Source organism: Bergeyella zoohelcum ATCC 43767, assembly GCF_000301075.1.
In the GTDB taxonomy this organism is placed as follows: domain Bacteria; phylum Bacteroidota; class Bacteroidia; order Flavobacteriales; family Weeksellaceae; genus Bergeyella; species Bergeyella zoohelcum.
Genome location: NZ_JH932293.1, coordinates 410,306 through 432,495 on the forward strand (window position 1 = coordinate 410,306; position 22,190 = coordinate 432,495).

The 22,190-nt window shown below is 36.0% G+C and carries 18 protein-coding genes and 1 pseudogene; 13 read left to right on the top strand and 6 right to left on the bottom strand.

From position 1 onward, the window contains the following. The first annotated feature begins 53 nt into the window (after positions 1-53). Together HMPREF9699_RS01875 and HMPREF9699_RS11615 are read left to right on the top strand one after the other, a co-directional pair. On the top strand, positions 54-563 hold the full coding sequence (locus tag HMPREF9699_RS01875; protein WP_002661913.1) for a type II toxin-antitoxin system antitoxin SocA domain-containing protein: 510 nt from the start codon (positions 54-56) through the stop codon (positions 561-563). Between the two features lie 1,714 nt (positions 564-2,277). Continuing rightward, positions 2,278-2,385, top strand: a pseudogene (locus HMPREF9699_RS11615) (hypothetical protein); the annotation flags it as partial. A 76-nt stretch (positions 2,386-2,461) separates the two neighbouring features. Here the strand turns inward: HMPREF9699_RS11615 and HMPREF9699_RS01885 are convergent. Then, positions 2,462-4,672 (bottom strand): NADP-dependent isocitrate dehydrogenase, encoded by a 2,211-nt coding sequence (locus HMPREF9699_RS01885; RefSeq protein ID WP_002661917.1) that lies wholly within the window; start codon positions 4,670-4,672, stop codon positions 2,462-2,464. A gap of 180 nt (positions 4,673-4,852) precedes the next feature. On the opposite strand from HMPREF9699_RS01885, the gene HMPREF9699_RS01890 reads away from it, so the two are divergent. From HMPREF9699_RS01890 to rnpA, 3 genes are read left to right on the top strand one after another with little or no spacing between them, the layout of a single operon-like run. Further along, entirely contained in the window at positions 4,853-5,518 is a 666-nt protein-coding gene (locus HMPREF9699_RS01890; protein WP_245946097.1) for a TatD family hydrolase, read from the top strand. Continuing rightward, entirely contained in the window at positions 5,493-6,218 is a 726-nt protein-coding gene (locus HMPREF9699_RS01895; protein WP_002661920.1) for a tRNA threonylcarbamoyladenosine dehydratase, read from the top strand. The genes HMPREF9699_RS01890 and HMPREF9699_RS01895 overlap by 26 nt, the downstream gene beginning before the upstream one ends. Next, complete coding sequence (gene rnpA, locus HMPREF9699_RS01900; protein WP_375600458.1) at positions 6,215-6,574, top strand: ribonuclease P protein component; 360 nt, start codon at positions 6,215-6,217, stop codon at positions 6,572-6,574. The genes HMPREF9699_RS01895 and rnpA overlap by 4 nt, the downstream gene beginning before the upstream one ends. Before the next feature lie 409 nt (positions 6,575-6,983). Here rnpA and HMPREF9699_RS01905 read toward each other — a convergent pair whose 3' ends face one another. Continuing rightward, entirely contained in the window at positions 6,984-8,276 is a 1,293-nt protein-coding gene (locus tag HMPREF9699_RS01905) for a DUF6080 domain-containing protein (protein ID WP_245946095.1), read from the bottom strand. Between the two features lie 311 nt (positions 8,277-8,587). Between HMPREF9699_RS01905 and hemA the strand changes: the two genes are divergently transcribed. From hemA to HMPREF9699_RS01930, 5 genes are read left to right on the top strand one after another with little or no spacing between them, the layout of a single operon-like run. Then, positions 8,588-9,862, top strand: coding sequence for a glutamyl-tRNA reductase (hemA, locus tag HMPREF9699_RS01910; protein ID WP_002661932.1), 1,275 nt, complete (start codon positions 8,588-8,590; stop codon positions 9,860-9,862). A 30-nt stretch (positions 9,863-9,892) separates the two neighbouring features. Then, complete coding sequence (gene hemC, locus HMPREF9699_RS01915; protein ID WP_002661934.1) at positions 9,893-10,807, top strand: hydroxymethylbilane synthase; 915 nt, start codon at positions 9,893-9,895, stop codon at positions 10,805-10,807. A gap of 3 nt (positions 10,808-10,810) precedes the next feature. Then, a complete protein-coding gene (locus HMPREF9699_RS01920) occupies positions 10,811-11,497 on the top strand; it encodes a uroporphyrinogen-III synthase (protein WP_002661936.1) in 687 nt (228 codons plus the stop codon). A gap of 11 nt (positions 11,498-11,508) precedes the next feature. After that, positions 11,509-12,534 (top strand): uroporphyrinogen decarboxylase, encoded by a 1,026-nt coding sequence (gene hemE / locus HMPREF9699_RS01925; RefSeq protein WP_002661937.1) that lies wholly within the window; start codon positions 11,509-11,511, stop codon positions 12,532-12,534. A gap of 45 nt (positions 12,535-12,579) precedes the next feature. Further along, on the top strand, positions 12,580-13,332 hold the full coding sequence (locus HMPREF9699_RS01930; RefSeq protein WP_002661939.1) for an amidohydrolase: 753 nt from the start codon (positions 12,580-12,582) through the stop codon (positions 13,330-13,332). Positions 13,333-13,388: 56 nt separating this feature from the next. Here HMPREF9699_RS01930 and HMPREF9699_RS01935 read toward each other — a convergent pair whose 3' ends face one another. Continuing rightward, complete coding sequence (locus HMPREF9699_RS01935; RefSeq protein ID WP_002661940.1) at positions 13,389-15,605, bottom strand: heavy metal translocating P-type ATPase; 2,217 nt, start codon at positions 15,603-15,605, stop codon at positions 13,389-13,391. A gap of 108 nt (positions 15,606-15,713) precedes the next feature. After that, on the bottom strand, positions 15,714-16,412 hold the full coding sequence (locus HMPREF9699_RS01940; RefSeq protein ID WP_002661942.1) for a CPBP family intramembrane glutamic endopeptidase: 699 nt from the start codon (positions 16,410-16,412) through the stop codon (positions 15,714-15,716). Between the two features lie 455 nt (positions 16,413-16,867). Here HMPREF9699_RS01940 and HMPREF9699_RS01945 point away from each other — a divergent pair, with 455 nt between their 5' ends. The 3 genes from HMPREF9699_RS01945 to gdhA all read left to right on the top strand — a co-directional run bounded on the left by HMPREF9699_RS01945 (position 16,868) and on the right by gdhA (position 20,310). Continuing rightward, a complete protein-coding gene (locus tag HMPREF9699_RS01945; RefSeq protein ID WP_002661943.1) occupies positions 16,868-17,632 on the top strand; it encodes a rhomboid family intramembrane serine protease in 765 nt (254 codons plus the stop codon). 21 nt (positions 17,633-17,653) lie between these two features. Next, a complete protein-coding gene (gene dprA, locus HMPREF9699_RS01950) occupies positions 17,654-18,766 on the top strand; it encodes a DNA-processing protein DprA (RefSeq protein WP_002661950.1) in 1,113 nt (370 codons plus the stop codon). Between the two features lie 185 nt (positions 18,767-18,951). After that, entirely contained in the window at positions 18,952-20,310 is a 1,359-nt protein-coding gene (gdhA, locus tag HMPREF9699_RS01955; protein WP_002661952.1) for an NADP-specific glutamate dehydrogenase, read from the top strand. A 113-nt stretch (positions 20,311-20,423) separates the two neighbouring features. Here gdhA and HMPREF9699_RS01960 read toward each other — a convergent pair whose 3' ends face one another. Together HMPREF9699_RS01960 and pepT are read right to left on the bottom strand one after the other, a co-directional pair. Beyond that, positions 20,424-20,834: a BrxA/BrxB family bacilliredoxin gene (locus tag HMPREF9699_RS01960; RefSeq protein ID WP_002661954.1), complete on the bottom strand. Its 411-nt coding sequence runs from the start codon at positions 20,832-20,834 to the stop codon at positions 20,424-20,426. Positions 20,835-20,911: 77 nt separating this feature from the next. Next, positions 20,912-22,165 (bottom strand): peptidase T, encoded by a 1,254-nt coding sequence (gene pepT, locus HMPREF9699_RS01965; RefSeq protein WP_002661956.1) that lies wholly within the window; start codon positions 22,163-22,165, stop codon positions 20,912-20,914. Between the last annotated feature and the right edge of the window lie 25 nt (positions 22,166-22,190).

Here is a 22,190-nt window from a genome sequence, read left to right on the forward strand (position 1 = left end):
ATAATTTTTAGTTATATTAAATTATATTTTTATAAATTTGCGACGATAAAGTTATGCTTAAAAATACTAAAATACAAGTTTTTGAAGAAGTTTTATATCATCTGAACTCTTGGTATAAGGAAAAAAATCCTGAAAAAGAGAATGATATAAGTATCTTAAAAGCAATGAAATTATTGTTTTTTGTATCTGGTGCAGATGTAGAGAATAATCTTTTTGATGTTTTTAATAAGTTTCAGGCTTGGCAATATGGACATGTAGAGTCTGATATTTATAACTTTTATTCTCGAAATAACGGAAAATTTTTTAGTATTGAACTTGACAGGAACACATTAAGAATCAAAGAAAATTACACTCCAAAAAATGGAGAATATTCAGAAAAAATTAGAACTAATATTGAGAGGATAAAAGAAATAAATTCAGATTTAATTTCTTATGATGCTTTTCATTTAGTAGACATAAGTCACTCTCACCTTTCTTGGGATATTTACTATAATAAATTGAACAGACGTTATGAAGATATGGAAAAAGAAATGCTAAAATATGAGCCAAAATATTACAGATAATGATTTTCCTACTCAGAGAATAATTGAAGCAATTAGAGATATCAATACTAAAATAGCAGAAATACTTTCAAATCCAGATGTCGGATTTGAAAGTATTTCTGCTTTGTCAGTAGAAGTTGAAAATATTATTGCTCTACTTTTTGATTCAGTATTAGAAGGAGAGTTTGTCAGAAATTTAGAAATAAAAAATGATATACAGGAAATTAAAAATTCTTTATTCTCTTCCGAAGAATTGGAAAATAGATTACAAGGTATTGACAATCAAAGTGTAATCCATTTTTTATCAGTTGTAAGGGAGAAAATTTACCTAATAGAAAATTTATTAGAGGAATATATTAGATTTATTAATAATTTTGGATTTTTGATAAATCAAGATAAAGATTATATTTTTAGTATTTCACAAAATAGAAGAAGTATAATTGGCAATGAAGAGGAATATAATCTATTTTTAGTAAATCTTGATTTATGTGTCAATGATGTTCAATTACATGAACATTATAAATCGGCTTCTAATATTGAGCGACTTAAATCTTATATTCATACAGGTGGATATTTAACACAACAAAAGGAAAAAATGTTAAGAAAAGCAAATTTTCTTTTATTTAAGTGGTACAAAAGAGCAGAGGTTGATAATAAAGATATTAGTTCTATTATTGATGGTGAAGAAAAGGAAAATTATGAAGAGCAGGTTATTTCCTATGGAGAAAGATGGAAAAATATGGTAGAATATATCAATAATCATTATTTTGAAAGAAGAGAAAGAGAATTAAAAAGATCTTTTAAACAAATAAAAGATGAAGAATTAGGGAAGTATTCATGCCAGGATATACATTTCTATATCAAATACTACAAAGATGTTGAAAAAAGACTTGATAAGTTAGATGAAATCATAAAAATTATTGAACTTAAACAAAAAGATAATGTATATGATGTTATTTTACAATATGCTATAAATAATCGTTTTTCATTATTTTTAAAGACATGTTCAAATAAAGATAGAATTTATGAAGAGTATCAAAAAATAAAGGGCGATTATAAGAATTACTTTCCACAATATAAATTTATTGATAAAATAGTATATATAATTAATAATAATTTACAAAAAGAAAATATTTCATTAGAAGAAATAAAAGAATTAGAAAGTTTTATTAATGAAAAATTAGCTCCTGAATATGAAAAATATAAAGCTAATATGGAGTGGTCTTCACAACATAGTAACTTTATATATCGTGTAGATTATAATGAGTGTATGATAGATAACACTTTCATATATTCTTCCTTTGTTTTACCAGCACCTAATAAGGACGCTCACGATAAATATGAAATATTAAATTCTAGCTATCAGGCATTAAAAACACAGATAGAACCTTTAAAAAAAGTAAGTAGTCTTTTGCTAGAAGTGAATAAGAACAGGGTTCAAGTAATAGAATTGATGGGTATATTTTTAGCTGTTATAGCCTTTGTAATGAGTTCTGTTTCAGGTTTTCAATTTGTAGAAGATATTTGGAGTGCGATTTTATTTTTATTAGTTTTCTCAACTGGCTTAATATCATTTCTTTTGGTTTTACTTTTAATCACGAGACATAATGAAAATATATTCAAAAAACATTGGGGGTTAATTTTAATTTTTTATTTGGGTATTTTAGGTTCAATATGTTATATTGGTAGCAATAAGATTTCAAATACAGACAATATCAAAAATGATGCTACAAATAAAAAAAATATAGAAAAACAAAAAGAAGGAAAGAAAAAAATGAAGCAAATCGGGCGTGTAGAGGTGCCACAATCTGCCTTTATGGCGGTGCTTAAGTTGAATGATTAATTTTTTTAATCATTACATTCATAAAACCCGTCTCAGTTTATACTGAGACGGGTTCATTTTCTTGTCGTTGTCCCTTTTATAGTTTATCTATAATAGCATTGAGTGCAGTACTTGGACGCATTGCGGCATAAGTTTTCGCTTCATTTGGGTGGTAGTACCCTGCAATATCTTGACCAGCACCTTGTGCTCCTATAAGCTCTTCATTGATTTTGGCTTCATTCTCTTGCATTGCTTGAGCGATAGGGGTGAACTTCGCTGCAATTTCGGCATCTTTTGTTTGATTAGCCAAAGCTTCTGCCCAATACATGGCTAAATAAAAGTGCGAACCACGATTATCTATTCCTCCCACTTTTCTTGCAGGAGATTTATCCGTTTGTAAGAATTTCGCATTGGCAGCATCCAAAGCGTCAGCAAGAATTTGAGCCTTATCATTTCCTTGTGTTTGTGCCAGATGTTCCAAGCTCGCCTGTAATGCTAAGAATTCACCTAAAGAATCCCAACGCAAATAGCCCTCATGAAGGAATTGTTCAATATGCTTCGGTGCAGAACCGCCGGCTCCTGTTTCAAATAGCCCTCCTCCGTTCATCAGTGGTACAATAGAAAGCATTTTTGCCGAAGTACCCAGTTCTAATATCGGGAACATATCAGTAAGGTAATCTCTTAATACATTTCCAGAAACGGAAATCGTATCTTTCCCTTCTCTTGCTCTTTTCAGGGTTTCTAGCATGGCATCTTTCACATCTAAAATGCGAATATCTAGCCCTGTGGTATCGTGATTTTGAAGGTATTTTTCTACTTTTTTAATGATTTGTGCATCATGTGCTCTGTCTTTGTCTAGCCAGAAAATAGCTGGGGTATTGCTGAGCCTTGCTCTATTCACAGCTAATTTTACCCAATCCTGAATAGGAGCATCTTTCGTTTGGCACATTCTGAAAATATCACCACCTTGTACTTTTTGTTCCAAAAGCGTATTTCCATTTTCGTCCTCTACTTTCACTGTTCCTTCTGCTGATACTTGGAAAGTTTTATCATGAGAGCCGTACTCTTCTGCCTTTTGAGCCATGAGACCTACATTCGGTACAGTACCAAAAGTAGTAGGGTCTATCGCACCGTTTTTCTTCATATCCTCTACTATGGCATCATAGAAACCTGCATAGGTGCGGTCTGGAATTATTGCTATGGTATCCTCTTCCTTGCCATCTTTGTTCCACATTTTACCACCGCCACGCACTAGAGCTGCCATAGAAGCATCTACAATGACATCTGAAGAAACATGGAAATTGGTAATACCTTGGTCAGAGTTTACCATTGCCAGTCTTGGACCATTGGCTATGGTGGTAGCAATTGCAGCTTTGATTTCTTCTTCTTTTGGAGAGCCTGAAATTTTCTCGTAAAGTGTTGCCAATCCAAAATTAGGATTGATATCTAATGCATCAAACTCTTCTTTGTATTTCTCAAAAACATCAGCGAAATAAGTTTCTACGATTGCTCCGAAGATAATAGGGTCTGAAACTTTCATCATCGTAGCTTTAAGGTGTGCCGAGAGCAAAACATCTTTTTCTTTTGCTTGGGCAATGGCACTTTTCACAAAAGATTTCAGTGCAGAAATATTCATCACTGAAGAATCTATCACTTCTCCTGCTTTCAGCGGAGCGAAATCCTTCAATACCTTTTCAGTGTCATCATTTCCGTAGAAAACAATTCTGAATTTTCCTTCATTTTCCACTGTAGTAGAGGTTTCAGTTCCGAAGAAATCTCCATCATTCATGTGAGCTACCGCCGTTTTACTATCCGTTTTCCACTCGCCCATTCTGTGTGGATTGGCTTTTGCGTAATCTTTTACAGATTTCGGTGCTCTTCTATCAGAGTTTCCTTCTCTCAGCACAGGATTTACCGCTGAACCCAATACTTTAGCATATTTAGCATGGATGGCTTTTTCCTCATCATTTTTCGGCTCGGCAGGATAGTTCGGTACATTGTAGCCTTGTTTTTGAAGTTCTGCAATGGCTTCTTCTAATTGAGGAACGGATGCCGAGATATTAGGGAGTTTAATGATATTGGCATCGGGTTGTGTAGCCAACTTTCCTAACTCTGCTAAGAAATCTGGTATTCTTTGTCCCTCGGTAAGAGATTCAGGGAAATTTGCCAAGATTCTTCCCGAAAGAGAGATGTCTGGTACTACGATTTCTACATCGGCATGTTTAGTAAAAGCCTTTACAATAGGTAAAAAAGAATGAGTTGCCAGCATTGGAGCCTCATCGGTTAGGGTGTAATAAATTTTTGACATTATAATAGATGTTTTTTTGAAAAATTAGTCATGGACAAAATTAATGAAAAATATGGTTTTTTAGGGCATAATATTACAGCTCCTTGAGGCTTATTGTTCAAAAGTGGATTTGATATGATTGATTTACTATTACTTAACGAAATAGGAAAGGAAAAATAAAATCCTGAATCCAAAAAATCATTGTATTTTTGCATTGAAATGTGTTATTTTGATTTTCATCATCACCATTTAGGCGTTCGCGATGGTATTTTCAATGCTTCTTTGGAAAACACTCCTCATGAAATGCTAATTTCCTTAGGCATCCACCCTATGGAGATTCCTCCAAATTGGGAGGAAGCCTTTGATAAAATTAAGGAGAAAGCTCAGTTAGCAAATTGTGTGGCGATTGGAGAATGTGGGCTGGATGTGCGGAGTAATGCTTCCACTATGCTTCAAAAAGAAGTTTTCCATGCTCATTTAGAATGGGCAAACACACTTGGAAAACCGATGATTATTCATTGTGTAAAACAATATGATGCCCTCATACCTTTTAGAAAAAAAGCGAAAGTTCCTATGGTAATTCATGGTTTTAATAAGAATAAACATCTTGCAATGGATTTGGTAAGACATGGTTTTTTATTGAGTTTCGGAACTCAGCTGACGCATAGTTCTTCCTTGCAAGAGACGCTAAAAGCCATGCCAGAAGACGCCTTTTTTTTAGAAACAGATGCTAAGGATATGCCCATTTCTCAAGTATATACTACAGCTGCTCAAGTTTTAGGAAAAAGTGAACAGTGGATGAAAGACAGAATAAAAGAGAATTTAATTAACTTAGGAATCCATGACAAATTGGTTAGAGAGAAGTGAACTTCTCATAAAAGAAGAAGGTATAGAAAAGCTAAAATCTGCAAATGTTTTAGTAGTAGGACTGGGAGGAGTAGGTTCTTTCGCAGCGGAGTTTTTGGCTCGTGCAGGCGTGGGGAATATGATGATTATAGATGGAGATACTGTGGATATTACCAATATTAATAGACAGCTACCGGCACTCCATTCTACCGTGGGAGCATCTAAAGCTAAGCTGGTAGGCAAAAGGCTTTTAGACATTCATCCTCAACTAAATCTTTCGGTAAAAGAAAATTTTCTTCAGCCCGAAGCCATGCCAGAGCTATTGGCACAAAATCATTTTGATTATGTATTAGACTGCATAGATAGTCTTTCGCCTAAGCTGGCACTTATCGTAGCAGCGAAGAGACAGAAGCTAAAAATCATTTCGGCAATGGGTGCGGGAGGTAAAATGGATCCTTCTAAAATTTTGGTGAGAGATATTTCTAAAACCAGCAATTGCTACCTTGCTAAACAAGTGAGAAAAAGACTTAAAAGAGAACATTCTATCCATAAGGGGATAAAATGTGTTTTCAGTACCGAACTACAAGATGAAACCAGCCTGAAAATGACCGACGGGACTCATTTTAAAAAATCTTTTTATGGAACCATCAGTTATATCCCTGCCGCATTTGGGCTTTTTGCAGCTGCAGAAGTAATTCAGTCTATTGTAAAAAAATCATGATGAAACAGCATGCCTACGGAAAAAAAGAAAAACTCAAAAAAAAGAGTGATTTAGATGCTCTTTTTAAGCATGGGAAATGGAAGTCAGTAGAACATCTTCGTATTATTTTTTTGCAAAACGAGCATATAGACGCTATGAAAATAGGCGTTTCCGTACCTAAAAGAAATTTTAAAAAAGCCGTAGATAGAAATAGAATTAAAAGACTTCTAAGAGAATCTTACCGTCTCAATAAACCTCTTTTTCACGATAAATGGAATGGAAAAGCACATGCAATGCTCTTCTGGTCAAGCAAAAAAATGCCCCAAAATTATCAAGAGGTAAGAGATGAAGTAATTCATCTTTTAAGCAAAATATAGGCTTTATCGTTTTACATAAAATGAACTCGTTTTCACTTTTTGATTTCGCCTAAATTTTCTGAGTTTTAAGACCATCTAAAGTGCTTTGTCAAAGGTTTTTAGTACTTTGACAAAGTACCCAAAAGGATGAAATTCATTCAACTCAATATTCTTCATAAACTCCTTTTCGAGATAAATTTAATAATCTATTTCATTCCAAAAAGGAATGAAGTATTAATTAGAGAAAATCCTGAGAACTCTATGCCCTAGCAAGGAATGTTAATATATAACAATTTGATTTTCAAAAATATGATTAAAAACCAGTGTGCATTAAAAACAAAACTATTTATACAAAAATAGAATTCTGTTTATATATTTTCCATTCCAAAAAGGAATGACGCTACAGCAAAAATAAGATAGAGTTTTTACTTTATGCCAAATGGTGCAATTCTAAAAAGAATAGAAATTCTTGCATTCGGTAGAGATTATTCATCACAAGGTATGCTGTAAGAACGCCAAGACAAGACAGAATAATATTTCGCCAAAAAGCATTAGAACGATACGAAAAAAGCAGCCAGCCGATGAGCATAGGAATGATAAAAATGAAATGACCACCATAAATATAGGCCGTATGAAGCCCGAATTTCATAACCCCATGAATGATAACATCCACTAAAAGAGATAGAACTAAAATCCAGATTAACGCATGTTTTCTATTTCTTATCACTGCCCAAATGACCAATACCAGTATTATCCCCACCCATAGGTAGTTAAAAAATGAAGAATATACATCCATAAAAAGTGCCTTGTATGGGAATCCTGTTTTACCGTTATAATAATCTCTGGTAATAAAATTAGGGAAAAGCATATTACCTCCCACGAACCATGAAAGAATCATATCCCAAAGTGGTGTGATTTTGGGCTGAGAAAATTTTTCATATTGAGCGGTTGCTTTACTGAAAAGCTTTCCTAAGTCAAAGTCTAATCGATTGAGGACTAGCAGCATGAATATTCCTGTTGATACTACGATTTTCCATACACCATGCCCTAATGTTCGTATATTTTTCCATATTTTTTGTTCAAAAAGCAAAGGGATATATACTTTTACAGCGTTGGTAATGGTAAGCCCTCCAATGCACACGGTACCCAGTGATAATGCTACTACAGAAAGCTTTTTTCTTCTCTGAATTTGTTGAGATGCGTAAAGAAAAAAAAGTAGGATAGCAGACTGGGAGTAAGGGTAAGTTTCAGGGGTAAAAGACAATAAAATATTGGTGCTAAATGCACAAAAGAAAAAAGACAAAGCGACTGAAACTGCATTAGATAATGAAAGGATATTTTTCAGATATTTAAAAACATACAGTACGGAGAAAGAGGTAGCTAAAGTGCTTCCCCAAGCCAATACCCATCTGAATGTCGCATTCATTTTACCATCAGAAAACCAAAGTGCTACAGCTCTTATGGCATCAAAAAAATAATTAGCAAGTGGATGCCTTTCAAAACCACCTCCCGTCATCACGATGGCCCTATTATCAAAACTGAAATAGGCATCCCAGGGAATTCTATTATCGAAAATAATTCGGTAGTTCATCGCTAGAAAATAGCTTAAAAGGGAAAACAAAAAAAGAACAGTCCCGAAAACCATCCACTCTACTTTTCCTTTTGGGAAAGTTAATGCGTAAAAACTTTTAAGTTTAGATGTCAATGGTTTAATTATTCTCATAATAAGCGTGTCTTGACTTTTTTATTTGCCAAAGTACTAAAAACTTTGGTAAAGTACCAAAAACAGTAAAACGCGTTAAACTTAATATTCTTCATCAACTCATTTATAGGTTTTTAACACGAAGAGTACTATGATTCCTAATTGATATTTTTTATCAAATAAATTGATAAATTTACTTTACGGAAGCACGAAAAATCCATCTATTTTTATGGACTCATTTATAATGATTCTAATTCATTTTCTATTTCTTAAATTCTCACTATTATACAGAGACTATGTCTATTAAATTCATTATTTTTGCATGATATAACATGGAAAAGCTACACAAACTGCATAATACTGCACATTTCTCTGTACTGAGTATCAGCTATGAAAAAGCTGATGCGGAAGTTCGTAGTAAATTTACTTTCTTTGATGATCATGTAAAATCTTTCGTTTCTTCTATTAGTGAAAATAAAATAGGAGATGCTTTTGTGGTATCTACTTGTAATAGAACAGAAATTTATTCTACCTCGTCTAACTATCTCCTCATTGCAGAAGAGTTTTGTAAAGCCACAGGGGTTACGCTTTCAGAGTTTTTACAATTTGCCAATATATTTACCCGTGAAGCCGCACTTAATCATCTCTTTCGTGTAGCAGGAGGGCTTGAAAGCCAGATTCTTGGTGATTTTGAAATCATTGGGCAAATCAAAAAAGCATACAACCGATTTAAGAAAGAAAAAAAACGAAGTAATCCTTATTTGGAAAGAGCCATTAACTCTGCCATTCAGATTTCTAAAAAAATAAAAAACCAAACCGCTCTTTCTTCGGGGGCTGCTTCTGTTTCCTATGCTGCAGTGCATTATATCATGACCCAAAGTGAAAACCTACATAATGCCAATATTTTATTGGTAGGTACAGGGGAAATAGGGCAAAATACGGTAGAAAATTTATTAAAACACGCTCCCGATTGTCATATTAAAATTGCGAATAGAACCACAGAGACGGCTGAAAAAATTGCTGGGAAATACAATATTCCTTATACCCCTTACCAAAATTTAGAAACAGAACTGAAAAACACGGATATTCTTATTGTGGCAACGGGGGCTTCAGAGCCTATTATCCATAAAAAACATATTCCCGAGGATAAAAAAATGCTTATCTTGGACCTTTCTATCCCGAATAATGTAGCAAGGGAGGTGGAAGAAAACAAAGCGGTTACCCTCATCAATGTAGATGCCATTTCTAAAGCCATAGCGGAAACCATTGAACAAAGAAAAAAAGAAATTCCTAAAGCAGAAGAAATCATCAAGGAGATGACCAAAGCATTCATTGACTGGGAAAAGAAAAGGAAACACGCACCTAATATTCATCATTTTAAAGCTATGCTGAAAAATATTGAACGAAATGAAATGCACAATATCCATAGAAAGCATAGGTATATTAAAATAGATGATATGGAACTGACGGATAAAATCATACAAAAAATTACCAATAGGTTTGCTAAATATATTATAGACAATCCATTGCGTTCCGAGGAAATTACTAAGCTCATGCACGAAATTTTGGTACAGCAGGCATTTAGAGAATTTCAGGAAAAACATTAATTGGCTTTACAATTCCATAAAAACATCATCATGCGGATAAAAATAGGTACAAGAAACTCCCCTTTGGCAATGTGGCAAGCAAAAGAAGTCGCATCTAAAATCAACGCTTTAGGATATGAAACGGAACTTATTCCTGTGGTTTCTTCAGGGGATAAAAACCTTACTCAGCCACTTTATTCCATGGGAATTACGGGAGTTTTTACTCGCGATTTAGACATTGCGCTCCTCCATGGAGAGATAGATATTGCCGTGCATTCTCTCAAAGACGTGCCTACTCAAATGCCTGAAAATCTAAAACTTATTGCTTATTTAGAAAGAGATTTTCCCGAAGATGTTTTGGTACGAAGTCCTAGAGCGAAAGATAAACCACTCCATGAACTAAAAGTAGCCACCAGTAGTTTAAGGAGGCGTGCTTTTTGGAAAAAAGAATTTCCTAATGCTGAATTTACCGACATCCGTGGCAATGTACAAACAAGGCTCCAAAAACTCAATGACGGACTTGCAGATGCTACGCTTTTCTCCCTTGCAGGGCTTAAAAGATTGGCTTTGAACATTGATTATGAACCGCTTCCTTTTATGGTTTCGGCTCCTTCCCAGGGGGTGGTAACCATTGCGGGACATGAGAAGAATGTAGAGGTGAACACCATTGTAGAAAAAATTAATCATTTGCCTACCCAAATTTGTGTGGAAATAGAAAGAACTTTCCTACAGACGATGGAAGGAGGCTGCACCGCACCCATCGGGGCAATAGTGAGATTTACTCAAGAAAATCAATTGCATTTTCATGGTAGGCTGTGCACCTTGGATGGAAAAAAATGTTTGGAAATCAATGAGATAATATCTGTCTGTCATGCTGAAACTGCAGGGTATTCATTCGCACAAAAGATGCTAGAAAACGGAGGGAAAGAAATCATGGACAGCTTAAAAAATAACCTTAATCCATAAGAAATGACTACGATTCTTTGGACTAAAAGCACTCTACAGAAGGAGGTGAATAACGCTTTCGATGCCCAGTTTCATCATGAATTTCTGGAAGTTATCGCTATTCGGCATCTTCATGTAGCCCCTTTTGACCTTAGAAATCATTCCCTTATATTCACCAGCGTAAATGGTGTTCGGGCTTTTTTTGAAAATGGCTTTCTCCCTAAAGAAAAATTGACCGATTTGGCTCATTTTAATAAAATTTACGCAGTAGGAATAAGAACTAAAAAAGAGCTGAGAAAATACGGATTCGGTACTTTTAAAGTAAAAAAACACGCTGCCGATTTGGCTGATTTTATTCTACAAAATAGTAGCAATGAATCTTTTTTACATTTTTGCGGTAATTTAGCATTAGACATTCTAGATAAAAAATTGCCATTGCAAAATATTGATTATAAAAAGATTGAAGTGTATGAAACACATCTTTTATATCCGAAGAATGATTGTAATTTTGATGCCATTGCTTTTTTCAGTCCTAGTGGTGTGCGTAGCTTCGTAAAGTATAATTCCTTAGAGGGAAAAACCGTGTTTTCCATTGGACAAACCACCGAAAAGGAATTAAAAAAACATACCCAACAGCCCATTATTACCAGCACGGAGAGTACCAGTGAAGATCTTATCCAGCGGATAAAAAATTATTATTCAAAAAAATAAAAAGAACAAGAATGCTAAAAAACGATTTATATCTGAGAGCCTTGAGAGGCGAAACTGTAGAAAGACCCCCAGTGTGGATGATGAGGCAGGCGGGGCGTTATCTCCCAGAATTTAGAGCCTTGAGGGATCAATATGATTTTTTTACCCGTTGTCAGACGCCAGAGCTTGCGGCAGAAATTACCGTACAGCCTATTCGTAGGTTTCCTCTAGATGCGGCCATTCTTTTTTCAGATATTTTAGTGGTTCCTCAAGCCATGGGGATAGATTTTAAGATGAAGGAAAGTGTAGGTCCTTGGCTGGAGACTCCTATAAGAACCATGGAACAAGTTCAAAATATTGTTACTCCTGATGTACAAGAAACTTTAGGCTATGTTTTTGATGCAATAGATATTACCCTTGAAAAGCTTGAAAACGAGATTCCACTGATTGGTTTTGCAGGAAGCCCTTGGACGATATTGTGCTATTGTGTAGAGGGAAAAGGTTCTAAGGCTTTTGATATAGCCAAATCATTTTGTTTCACTCAGCCCGAAGCAGCTCATCTTTTACTTCAAAAAATAACGGATACCACCATTGCTTATCTCAAACGAAAAGTGGCACATGGCGTTTCTGCGGTTCAGATTTTTGATTCTTGGGGAGGGATGCTTTCCCCTGCAGACTATCAGGAGTTTTCTTGGCAATATATTCATCAAATTGTGGAGGCACTTGCTTCTGAAACAGAGGTGGTGGTTTTTGCTAAAGGCTGTTGGTTTGCCCTTGAGGAAATGGCAAAGAGTAAAGCCTCGGCATTGGGAGTAGATTGGACGGTTGCTCCAGAAATCGCAAGAAAACTGGCAGGAGACAAAGTAACATTACAAGGGAATTTTGACCCTGCGAGGTTGCATTCTACGCCAGAAACCATTAGGAAGATGGTACACGAAATGATTACCCGTTTCGGGAAAGACCGCTATATCGCGAATTTAGGACATGGCATCCTTCCTAATATTCCTGTGGAAAATGCAGAAGCATTCATTCGTGCGGTAGTAGAGTGGAAAGCGTAAGGCTTCAGTAAGACTTAATATTTTTTTACCATTTTATATTCATCTATGATTATCTGTGGGCTTAATCAAGACGTTGTTTGGGAAAATCCTGTGGCAAATTTTAAAATGATAGAGGAAGAGTTTGCTGATGTTCAAGCGGATATTTTCCTCCTTCCCGAAATGTTTACCACAGGATTCTCTATGCGTTCTGAACGAATTGCGGATGGTAATGAGTCCACACTGAACTGGATGCAGAGATTTGCTTCTCATAAAAATGCTGCCATCTGTGGAAGTGTATCTATAATGGAGCAAGGGAAGTATTTCAATAGAATGTATTTTGTGAAACCTGATGGCTCTTATTTTCAATATGATAAGAGGCACCTTTTCTCGTTTTCAGGAGAAGATAAAACCTATGCTCAAGGAAAAGAACGCATCATTGCCGAGTATCAAGGGGTGCGTTTTTTATTGCAAATTTGCTATGACCTTCGGTTTCCTGTTTTTTCGAGGAATAAAAATGATTATGATGTTGCTCTGTATGTAGCCAATTGGCCCGAAAAGCGTGTTGTTGCGTGGGAAAGCCTTCTCAAAGCCCGAGCGATAGAAAATCAGGCAATAGTTTTTGGGCTTAATAGAATTGGTACCGATGGTAATGGGCTTTACTATCCAGAAAGCTCCTATGCTTTTTTTGCTGATGGCGAACAAATCTCTACGAAAAAAGAAAATCTCATTACCGCTAAAATTGATTTAATTCAGCTACAATCTTTCCGAAAACACTATGACTTCTTGAGAGATAGAGATGAATTTGAGATAGTGGAGTAATAGTTTTCCCTCTCCAAAGACTAAACTTCGGAGAGGGATTTTTATATGAGATAGGTTTATAGTTTGCTTTTCTTTAGTCTCAAACTATTTCCTACTACACTTACGGAGCTCAGTGCCATAGCGGCTCCTGCAAGCATCGGGTTGAGCAGAAATCCGTTGATAGGATAGAGAACCCCTGCCGCAATGGGAATACCGATGAGGTTGTAGATAAATGCCCAAAATAAATTTTGACGAACGGCTGCTACCGTGTGTTTTGATAAGCGAATAGCTTGTGGAATTTTGGTTAAATCTGATGAAATGAGCGTCATTTTGGCAACATCCATTGCGATATCAGAGCCTTTTCCCATTGCGACGCTCACATCTGCCGTGGCAAGTGCCGTACTATCGTTGATGCCATCGCCTACCATGGCTACTACTTTTCCTTGAGATTGCAGTTTTTTTACAAAGTCTGCTTTGTCTTGTGGCAACACTTCCGCTTGATAATGTTCGATGCCCGTTTGTTGGGCAATAGCTTTTGCTGTAGCCTCGTTATCGCCCGTGAGCATATACAGTTCAATCCCCATTTGCTGCAATTCTTGGATAGCTTGGACGGAATTTTCCTTAATTTTATCCGAAATTGCCAAAACACTCAATGCTTTTTCACTATCGGCAAACCAAATTACGGTTTGGGCTTGGTGTGCCCATTCCTTGGCTTTTTCAAGTAGCTTTGCATCAATATTGATATGATTTTCGAGCAGCAATTTTTGGTTGCCTACGAAATACATTTTATCATTAAATATCGCTTTGGCACCTTTTCCTGTGATGCTTTCAAAATCAGATATTTCAACAGTGGTTACCGAGTGAAGTCTAAGTGCAACCGCCTCTGCTAATGGGTGTTCGGATTGTTTTTCCATGCTTAGAAGAATACTTTCAGCAGAGCTATCGTTATTTAGCCAAAGGACATCAGTAACTTCAGGTTTTCCTTGGGTAATGGTACCCGTTTTATCAAGGATAACGGCATTAATTTTATTAGCAGTTTCCAAACTTTCAGCATCTTTAATTAAAATACCGTTTTCGGCACCTTTGCCCACACCTACCATTATTGCGGTGGGAGTAGCCAATCCCAAGGCACAAGGGCAAGCGATAATCAATACCGTAACGGCGGAAATCAAACCTTGTACCCATTGATTTTCAGCACCTAAAACTACCCAAAGTACAAATGTGAGTACCGCAATGGATAAAACAGTAGGAACAAAAACAGCAGCGATTTTGTCTGCTAATTTTTGTACAGGGGCTTTACTTCCTTGGGCATCTTGTACCGTTTTGATGATGTGAGCAAGGAGCGTTTCTTTGCCCACTTTCACTGCCTGAAACTGAAAACTTCCTTTTTGATTGATGGTTCCTGCATAGACTTTTTCGCCTTCTTTTTTCTGTACAGGTACAGGTTCGCCACTCAGCATACTCTCATCTACAAATGAGTTTCCCTGCGTTACGATGCCGTCTACTGCAATTTTTTCACCGGGTTTCACGAGGATAATATCCCCTGTATTTACCGCTTCTATCGGTGTAATTTTTTCGGTATTTTCATGGAGTACTACCACGGTTTTGGGTTGCAATCCCATTAGTTTTTTGATAGCGGTAGAGGTATTTCCTTTGGCTTTTTCTTCCAAATACCTTCCTAATAAGATAAAGGCGATAATCACCGATGCTGCTTCAAAATACACATGAGGATGGATACCTATTTTGTGTAGATGCTCGGCAAAAATCATCATTACTACGCTAAAAAGATAAGCGATTCCTGTGCTGAGTGTCACGAGTGTATCCATATTGGCGGTGCGATGCTGGGCTTGTTTCCACGCATTCACAAAGAAATCTTTACCCAACCAAAATAGGACAGGGGTAGCAAACAACCACGAAATTTCGTTGCCATAGGGCATATCCATAAAAAACATCCCGATAATCACCACAGGAAGGGACAGAATAATCGCCCAAAACGATTTGAATTTTAGTTTTTTGAGTTTTTCTTCGTGGAGAGCTTCGAGGGTTTGTTGTTGTTCTTCTTCATTTTGGATAAGTAGGTCGTACCCGCCTTTTTGTACGGCTTTTTTTATTTCGGCAATGCTTGTTGCACTCGGAAAATATTCCACCGTGAGATTACCCGTGGCAAAATTTACCGAAGCCGATACGATGCCCTGGGTTTGCTTTACAATGTTTTCTGCACCGCTGGCACAAGCCGCACAGCTCATGCCAAGGACGGGAAAAGTTTGTGTGATGGTATTTTTATTTTTTGACATTTTTCTTGATTTTTATAATGCGAATTTCGTGAATTTTTTGCTAAGGATTGTTGTGGAATTTTTTTGAAGGATTGTAAGATTGCTTGTTAAGTATATTTTTATTAAAGCTCATTTCTTAAGCACGATTTTATTCCAAGTGGTTAGAATAATCAAAAAAACAATAAGACAAATTAATGTTACAATATTCGTTTTAATCAATAAAGTATGAATAGTAGCGGGAACAATTAGTGATTTTGTTTTTAAAACTGAAAAAGTAAGCAAAATTGAAAAAACAATGCAAAATATGAGAAATAGATAAAATCCACCATATTGTTCAAAATCATTGAATATGAATACATGCCATACAGCCCAAAATATTCCTGATATTAAGCCTTTTATAATTAGATTTAACTTTCCTAAATTTTCAATTAGATATCCTCGCCAAGTGTATTCTTCCATAATATTATAAATGAATGTTATGAAACAAAATATAAATGCCCAAATATGTTCATCAATTCCTTGGTTGTTTTTGAATCCATAAATAGTATAGCCTGTAAATAGAATAATTGGAAAAAGCAATGCTTTTACTTTTTGATTTCCTAAGAAAGAAATTTTGGATTTTTCATCTGTATAAAATTTATAAAAAAGGATTGAAACAATTAAAATTGCAAATCCGTGATTGAAATTCCACGGTAATTGTACCTCTGTAAAAAGAGTCACAATTATTTGAAAGAGATTTGGTAGTTTCCTTGATAAAAAAGTTATTGTTAGAATAGAAAAATAGAAGATGATAATTTTATACCAATTTACTTTTTGTAATTCTTTCATTTTTCAAGTAATTTTAGTGAGTGTTTAAGGGGGGATTCATTTATTTTGTCATTAAATCAAAAATGTTCTGGAAATCAGTGTAATTCTGAATATGCTGAAATCTGTTTTTACATTTTATTATTTGTAATATGTTAACTAAAATAATTTAAAAGAGCTTTTTGTTTTCCTATGATTCTTTTTTCATTACAAAGGTATTGTTTTTAATTTTACTTTTTATCATTACAGTTTTAGATATTATATTTCAGATATAAATAAAAATTTGTTAGTCAAATCAATGGAACCATATCCAGCTATTCAGGATGGGTAATGCTAAAAAATCACTAAGTTGAATGATAAGAGCCAAGTGTTTGGCTCTTTTTTTATGACAAAAAAGGGATGTTATTTCTGTGTCAAAATAATTTTACGCCATAATTTCTTGAAAAAAATATTGGATGCTTATTTGATACAGAAAGGTTATGATAAAAAATCCGATAATACAATCTGCTGTACCTTCGCTCATTATGCTTACGCTGATGTGGGGTGGGTTTCTCATGCAGTATTTAGGTTTATTCAGTAATTGTGATGGTGCTATCATTTCTTTAGTACCTTCGGGGTTAAAAGGAATAGTCCTTTCTCCTTTTTTACATGGAAGTTTAGAGCATATCCTTAGTAACTCATTACCCATAGCAGTCATGGTGTACTTACTTTTTCTATTTTATTCTACCATGGCAAAAACTATTTTAATTTATGGTACTTTAATGACGGGATTTTTGGTATGGTTACTGCCTTCTATGGATTTAGAAGCAAAGTATTACATTACCTGTATCATTGGGGCGAGTGGCGTAGCATATATGTTGGCTTTTTTTCTTTTCTTTTCGGGAGTTTTTAGAAAAAATCCGAAACTATTGACGATATCTTTATTGGTGGCATTGTATTTTGGTTCGATGATTTGGGGACTTTTTCCTGAAGAGTTTTTCCAAAAGATGGATGCTGAAAGTAAAATTTCTTGGCAATCTCATCTCTCTGGAGCGGTAGTAGGAACTATTTTCGCGTGGGTGTATAAAGGCAAAGGCGAGAAAAAAAGAAAATTCGTGTGGGAATATCCGAATTATTATAGTGAGAAGGATGATCTACTATGGCAAAAATACCAAGCAGAACATCCTGAAGACTGTGCTGAATTGCCCCAAATAACCATGAATGACGAGTGGGCTTATTTAGACGAAATCAGAAAAAATTCTTAAATTCGGAGAAGAATTTGGATTATGAATGAGGAAGAGATTCATTATAGTATCGCATTGAGAAAATGCAGGAATATTGGGGACAATTATTTTTTTCAACTGATGAATCATTTTTCATCGGCCAAAGAGGTGTGGACTACTCATCATAAAGATATCCATGAAAAAACAGGGATTGGACTTAAGAGTATAGAAGACATTGGTAATACAAAGCATCTTGATTTCGCTGAGAAAGAAATTATTTTTTGTCAGAAAAACCAAGTGAATATCATCTTGAGACATAGAGAGCAGCTTCCTGGTTGGTTAGGAGAGTGTAATGATGCTCCTGCTATCCTGTATCACAAAGGAAATTTGCCTAAAAAAGCAAATTACCTCAGCATTGTAGGGACGAGGAATATGACGGTCTATGGGAAACATTTTATCCATGAAATGATGGAAATGCTCAGAGAAACGCTGTACCTTCATACCGTCAGTGGTCTTGCATTAGGCGTGGATACCGAAGTGCATCAGCAGTCTATTCATCAAGGTATTACCACCATTGCGGTATTAGCACATGGTTTTCATACGCTTTACCCTTCAAAAAATAAAAAATTAGCCGAAGAAATTTTAGAAAAAGGAGGTGGTTTGCTTTCAGAATTTAATAGTAGTCAAAAGCCTGACAGAGAGAATTTTATCCAAAGAAATAGAATAGTAGCAGGTATTTCTCCTGCTACCATTGTGGTAGAAACGGCTTTTGGCGGAGGCTCTATCAGTACAGCGAATTTTGCCAATGGCTATAATAGAGATGTATTTGCACTTCCAGGTAAAATTAATGATAAATACAGCCAAGGCTGTAATAAACTCATCGGTGAAAGCAAGGCAAAAGCTCTTTTTTCCATCTCTGATATGATGGAAGATTTGGGATATATCCATAAGCAAAAAAACACTATAGGAGATCTTTTCGCCTCTCAAGAATTGCCCGAAATGAATGCTGTTCAGGAAAAAATTTATTCCGTTATTCGGTCTAAAAATGGAATTTCATCTGATGACCTTGCACTTTTGGTAGATATGAATACCAAAGATTTGATGGTAGAATTATTACAAATGGAACTTTCGGGGCTTATTCGTTGTAATTCCAGTAGGCAATATCTTGTTTCTTAGAAAATAAAGATTTATAAAATCGTATCTTTTTAAAGATAAAATTTGTTTTTCGATAAAGAAAAATATAAAAAGTTCTGTTTTTTATTTAAAGGGTCTGTTTTTGTCATATTTTCAATAAAAAAGCAAAATATTTTTGCATATTTATAAAAATACTCTAAATTTGTTGGAATCATTTATATCATTATATGGAACAACATAATGTAGAACAAAAGATCCAGGATTTCGTAGCAAGAATAGAAGCGAAGAATCCTAATGAACCTGAATTCCTTCAGGCAGTAAAAGAGGTTGCGGCTACTGTAATCCCTTTCATCGTAACCAAACCAGAGTACAGCGGTAAAAAACTTCTCGAGAGAATGACGGAAGCAGAGAGAATCATCATCTTCCGAGTTCCATGGGTAGATGACAAAGGAGAAATCCAAGTAAACCGTGGTTTCCGTATTCAGATGAACTCTGCAATTGGACCTTACAAAGGAGGAATTCGTTTCCATCCTACGGTAAACCTTTCTGTATTGAAGTTCCTCGCTTTCGAGCAAGTATTTAAAAACTCACTTACTACGCTTCCTATGGGAGGTGGAAAAGGAGGTGCTGATTTTGACCCAAATGGAAAATCAGATAATGAGATTATGCGTTTTTGCCAAGCGTATATGACAGAGCTTTGTAAGCACATCGGTCCTGAAACAGATGTTCCTGCAGGAGACATCGGGGTAGGTGCTAGAGAAATCGGGTACCTATTCGGGCAATACAAAAAAATCAGAAATGAATTTACAGGTGTACTTACAGGTAAAGGCTTGGCTTATGGTGGGTCACTCATCCGTCCAGAGGCTACAGGGTATGGTGTAGTATACTTTTGTGAAGAAATGCTTAAAACAAAAGGGGAAGAGATTAAAGGTAAAACAGCTACCGTATCAGGTTTCGGAAATGTGGCTTGGGGCGTAGTGAAAAAATTCACCGAACTGGGAGGTAAAGTGCTTACTATTTCAGGTCCAGATGGTTATATCTATGACGAAGATGGTATCAGTGGAGAAAAAATTGATTATCTATTAGAACTTCGTGCCTCTGGAAATAACAGAGCAGAAGACTATGCCAAGAAATTTCCAAGTGCTAAATTCGTAGCAGGAAAACGCCCTTGGGAGGTGAAATGTGATATTGCATTCCCTTGTGCTACACAGAATGAACTTCATTTAGAAGATGCTCAGGCATTGGTAAACAATGGGGTAATGTGTGTTACAGAGGCTGCTAATATGCCTTCTACGCTAGATGCGATTAACCATTTCTTGGATAACAAAGTATTATTCTCTCCAGGGAAAGCGTCTAACGCAGGTGGAGTAGCTACTTCTGGTCTTGAAATGACACAGAACTCTATCCGTCTCAATTGGACTTCTGAAGAGGTAGATGCGAGATTAAAAGAAATTATGAGAGGTATTCATAATTCTTGTAGATTCTACGGAGTAGAAGAAGACGGCTATGTGAACTATGTAAAAGGGGCAAATATTGCAGGTTTCGTTAAAGTGGCGGAAGCAATGCTGGCTCAAGGAGTAGTATAATACCGTAACATTATTATAAAAAAGCCATCCTAATTAGGATGGCTTTTTATTTTATGGAAATACAGGTTTTAATAAGAAATGAGGCTATTTAGTATAGCCTCCTATTTTTACTATTAACAAAACTCATCATAGGCTGCCTGAAGGTTTGCAGCAATAGCTCCTGCAGGATTCCCCTCAATGTGGTGTCTTTCTAGCATGTGTACCAATTCCCCATCTTTGAAAAGTGCCACGCATGGTGAGCTTGGAGGGAATGGTGCGAGGTGTCTTCTGGCCTCTGCTACAGCTTCCACATCAAAACCTGCGAAAGAAGTTACCAAGTGATCTGGTTTTTTTTCTCCTTGTAAAGAATGGATAACTCCCGGTCTTGCTGCTCCCGCTGCACATCCGCACACGGAATTAATTACCAAAAGCGTGGTTCCTGATTGTTTTAAAGCATCTGCTACTTTGGCAGCGTCATTAAGGTCTTGGAAACCATTATTTGTAAGTTCTGCCTTCATGGGCATTACAATTTCTGCTGGATACATAATATATATTGTTTAAAATGATTAATGGAGAATATGATATCAATTTCGTTCCAAAAAAATAATCGGTCAAAATGGCTTTATTTTTCTGCCTGAGCGATATTGATGATTACTTGTACCGCTTGTTCCATCACTTCTAGAGGTACATATTCATACGGTCCATGGAAATTCATTCCCCCTGCAAAAATATTAGGGCAAGGAAGTCCCATATAAGAAAGCTGTGCACCATCTGTACCGCCTCTTATTGCTTTAACTTGAGGCTCTATACCTGCGGCTTTCATGGCTTTTTCTGCAATTTCTACAATGTGCATTTTCCCTTCAAACATTTGTTTCATGTTTCGGTACTGCTCTTTAATTTCTATTTCAGCTGTGCCCTCCCCATGTTTTTCATTGAACAGGGCAACTTGTTTTTGGATGAATGCGATTCGGTCATTGTATTTTTCTTCGTCATGGTCTCTGATAATGTATTGTAATTTTGCCAAAGAAATATCTGCCTGAATGTCCATAAGGTGATAGAAACCTTCAAAACCTCGGGTGGTAGCTGGGGTTTCATTGGCTGGAAGCATCTGTACAAACTCTGCTGCGAGAAGTGCTGCATTCACCATTTTTCCATAGGCATAGCCAGGGTGTACGCTCAGTCCATGAATTTTCACTACTGCTCCTGCGGCATTAAAGTTCTCATATTCTAGCTCTCCTGTTTCACTGCCGTCCATGGTGTAGGCCCATTCTGCACCGAATTTTTCTACATTAAAAAGATGTGCCCCTCTTCCTATTTCTTCGTCTGGATTAAAACCAATAGCAATGCGTGAATGTTTAATTTCAGGATGTGCCATAAGGTATTCCACGGCTGTTACTATCTCTGCCACGCCTGCTTTATCATCTGCTCCCAAAAGCGTAGTTCCGTCCGTAGTAACGAGTGTGTTCCCGATAAAGTTTTTTAGTTTTTCAAATTTATTCGGAGAAAGGGTAAAACCTGTTTCTTCATTGAGTAAAAGGTCTCCTCCATCATAATTTTCCCACACTTTTGGGTTTACATTTTCCCCATTAAAATCAGGAGAGGTGTCATAATGAGCGATAAAGCCTACCGTAGGCTGGGTGTCATTTTCTATATTAGAAGGAAGCACAGCGTACACATAGCCATGCTCATCTATCTCCACATTTTCCAGATTCATACTTTTAAGCTCCTCATAGAGGTAATTTGCGATATCCCATTGCTGAGGTGTGGAAGGGCAGGACTCACTTTCGGCATCACTGGTAGAATAAATTTTAGCGTAAGTAAGGAAACGCTGTAGGAGTTTTTCTCTCCATTTTTTATTGAATTGAATCGTTTGCATTGAAAAATTTTTTACAAAAATAGGG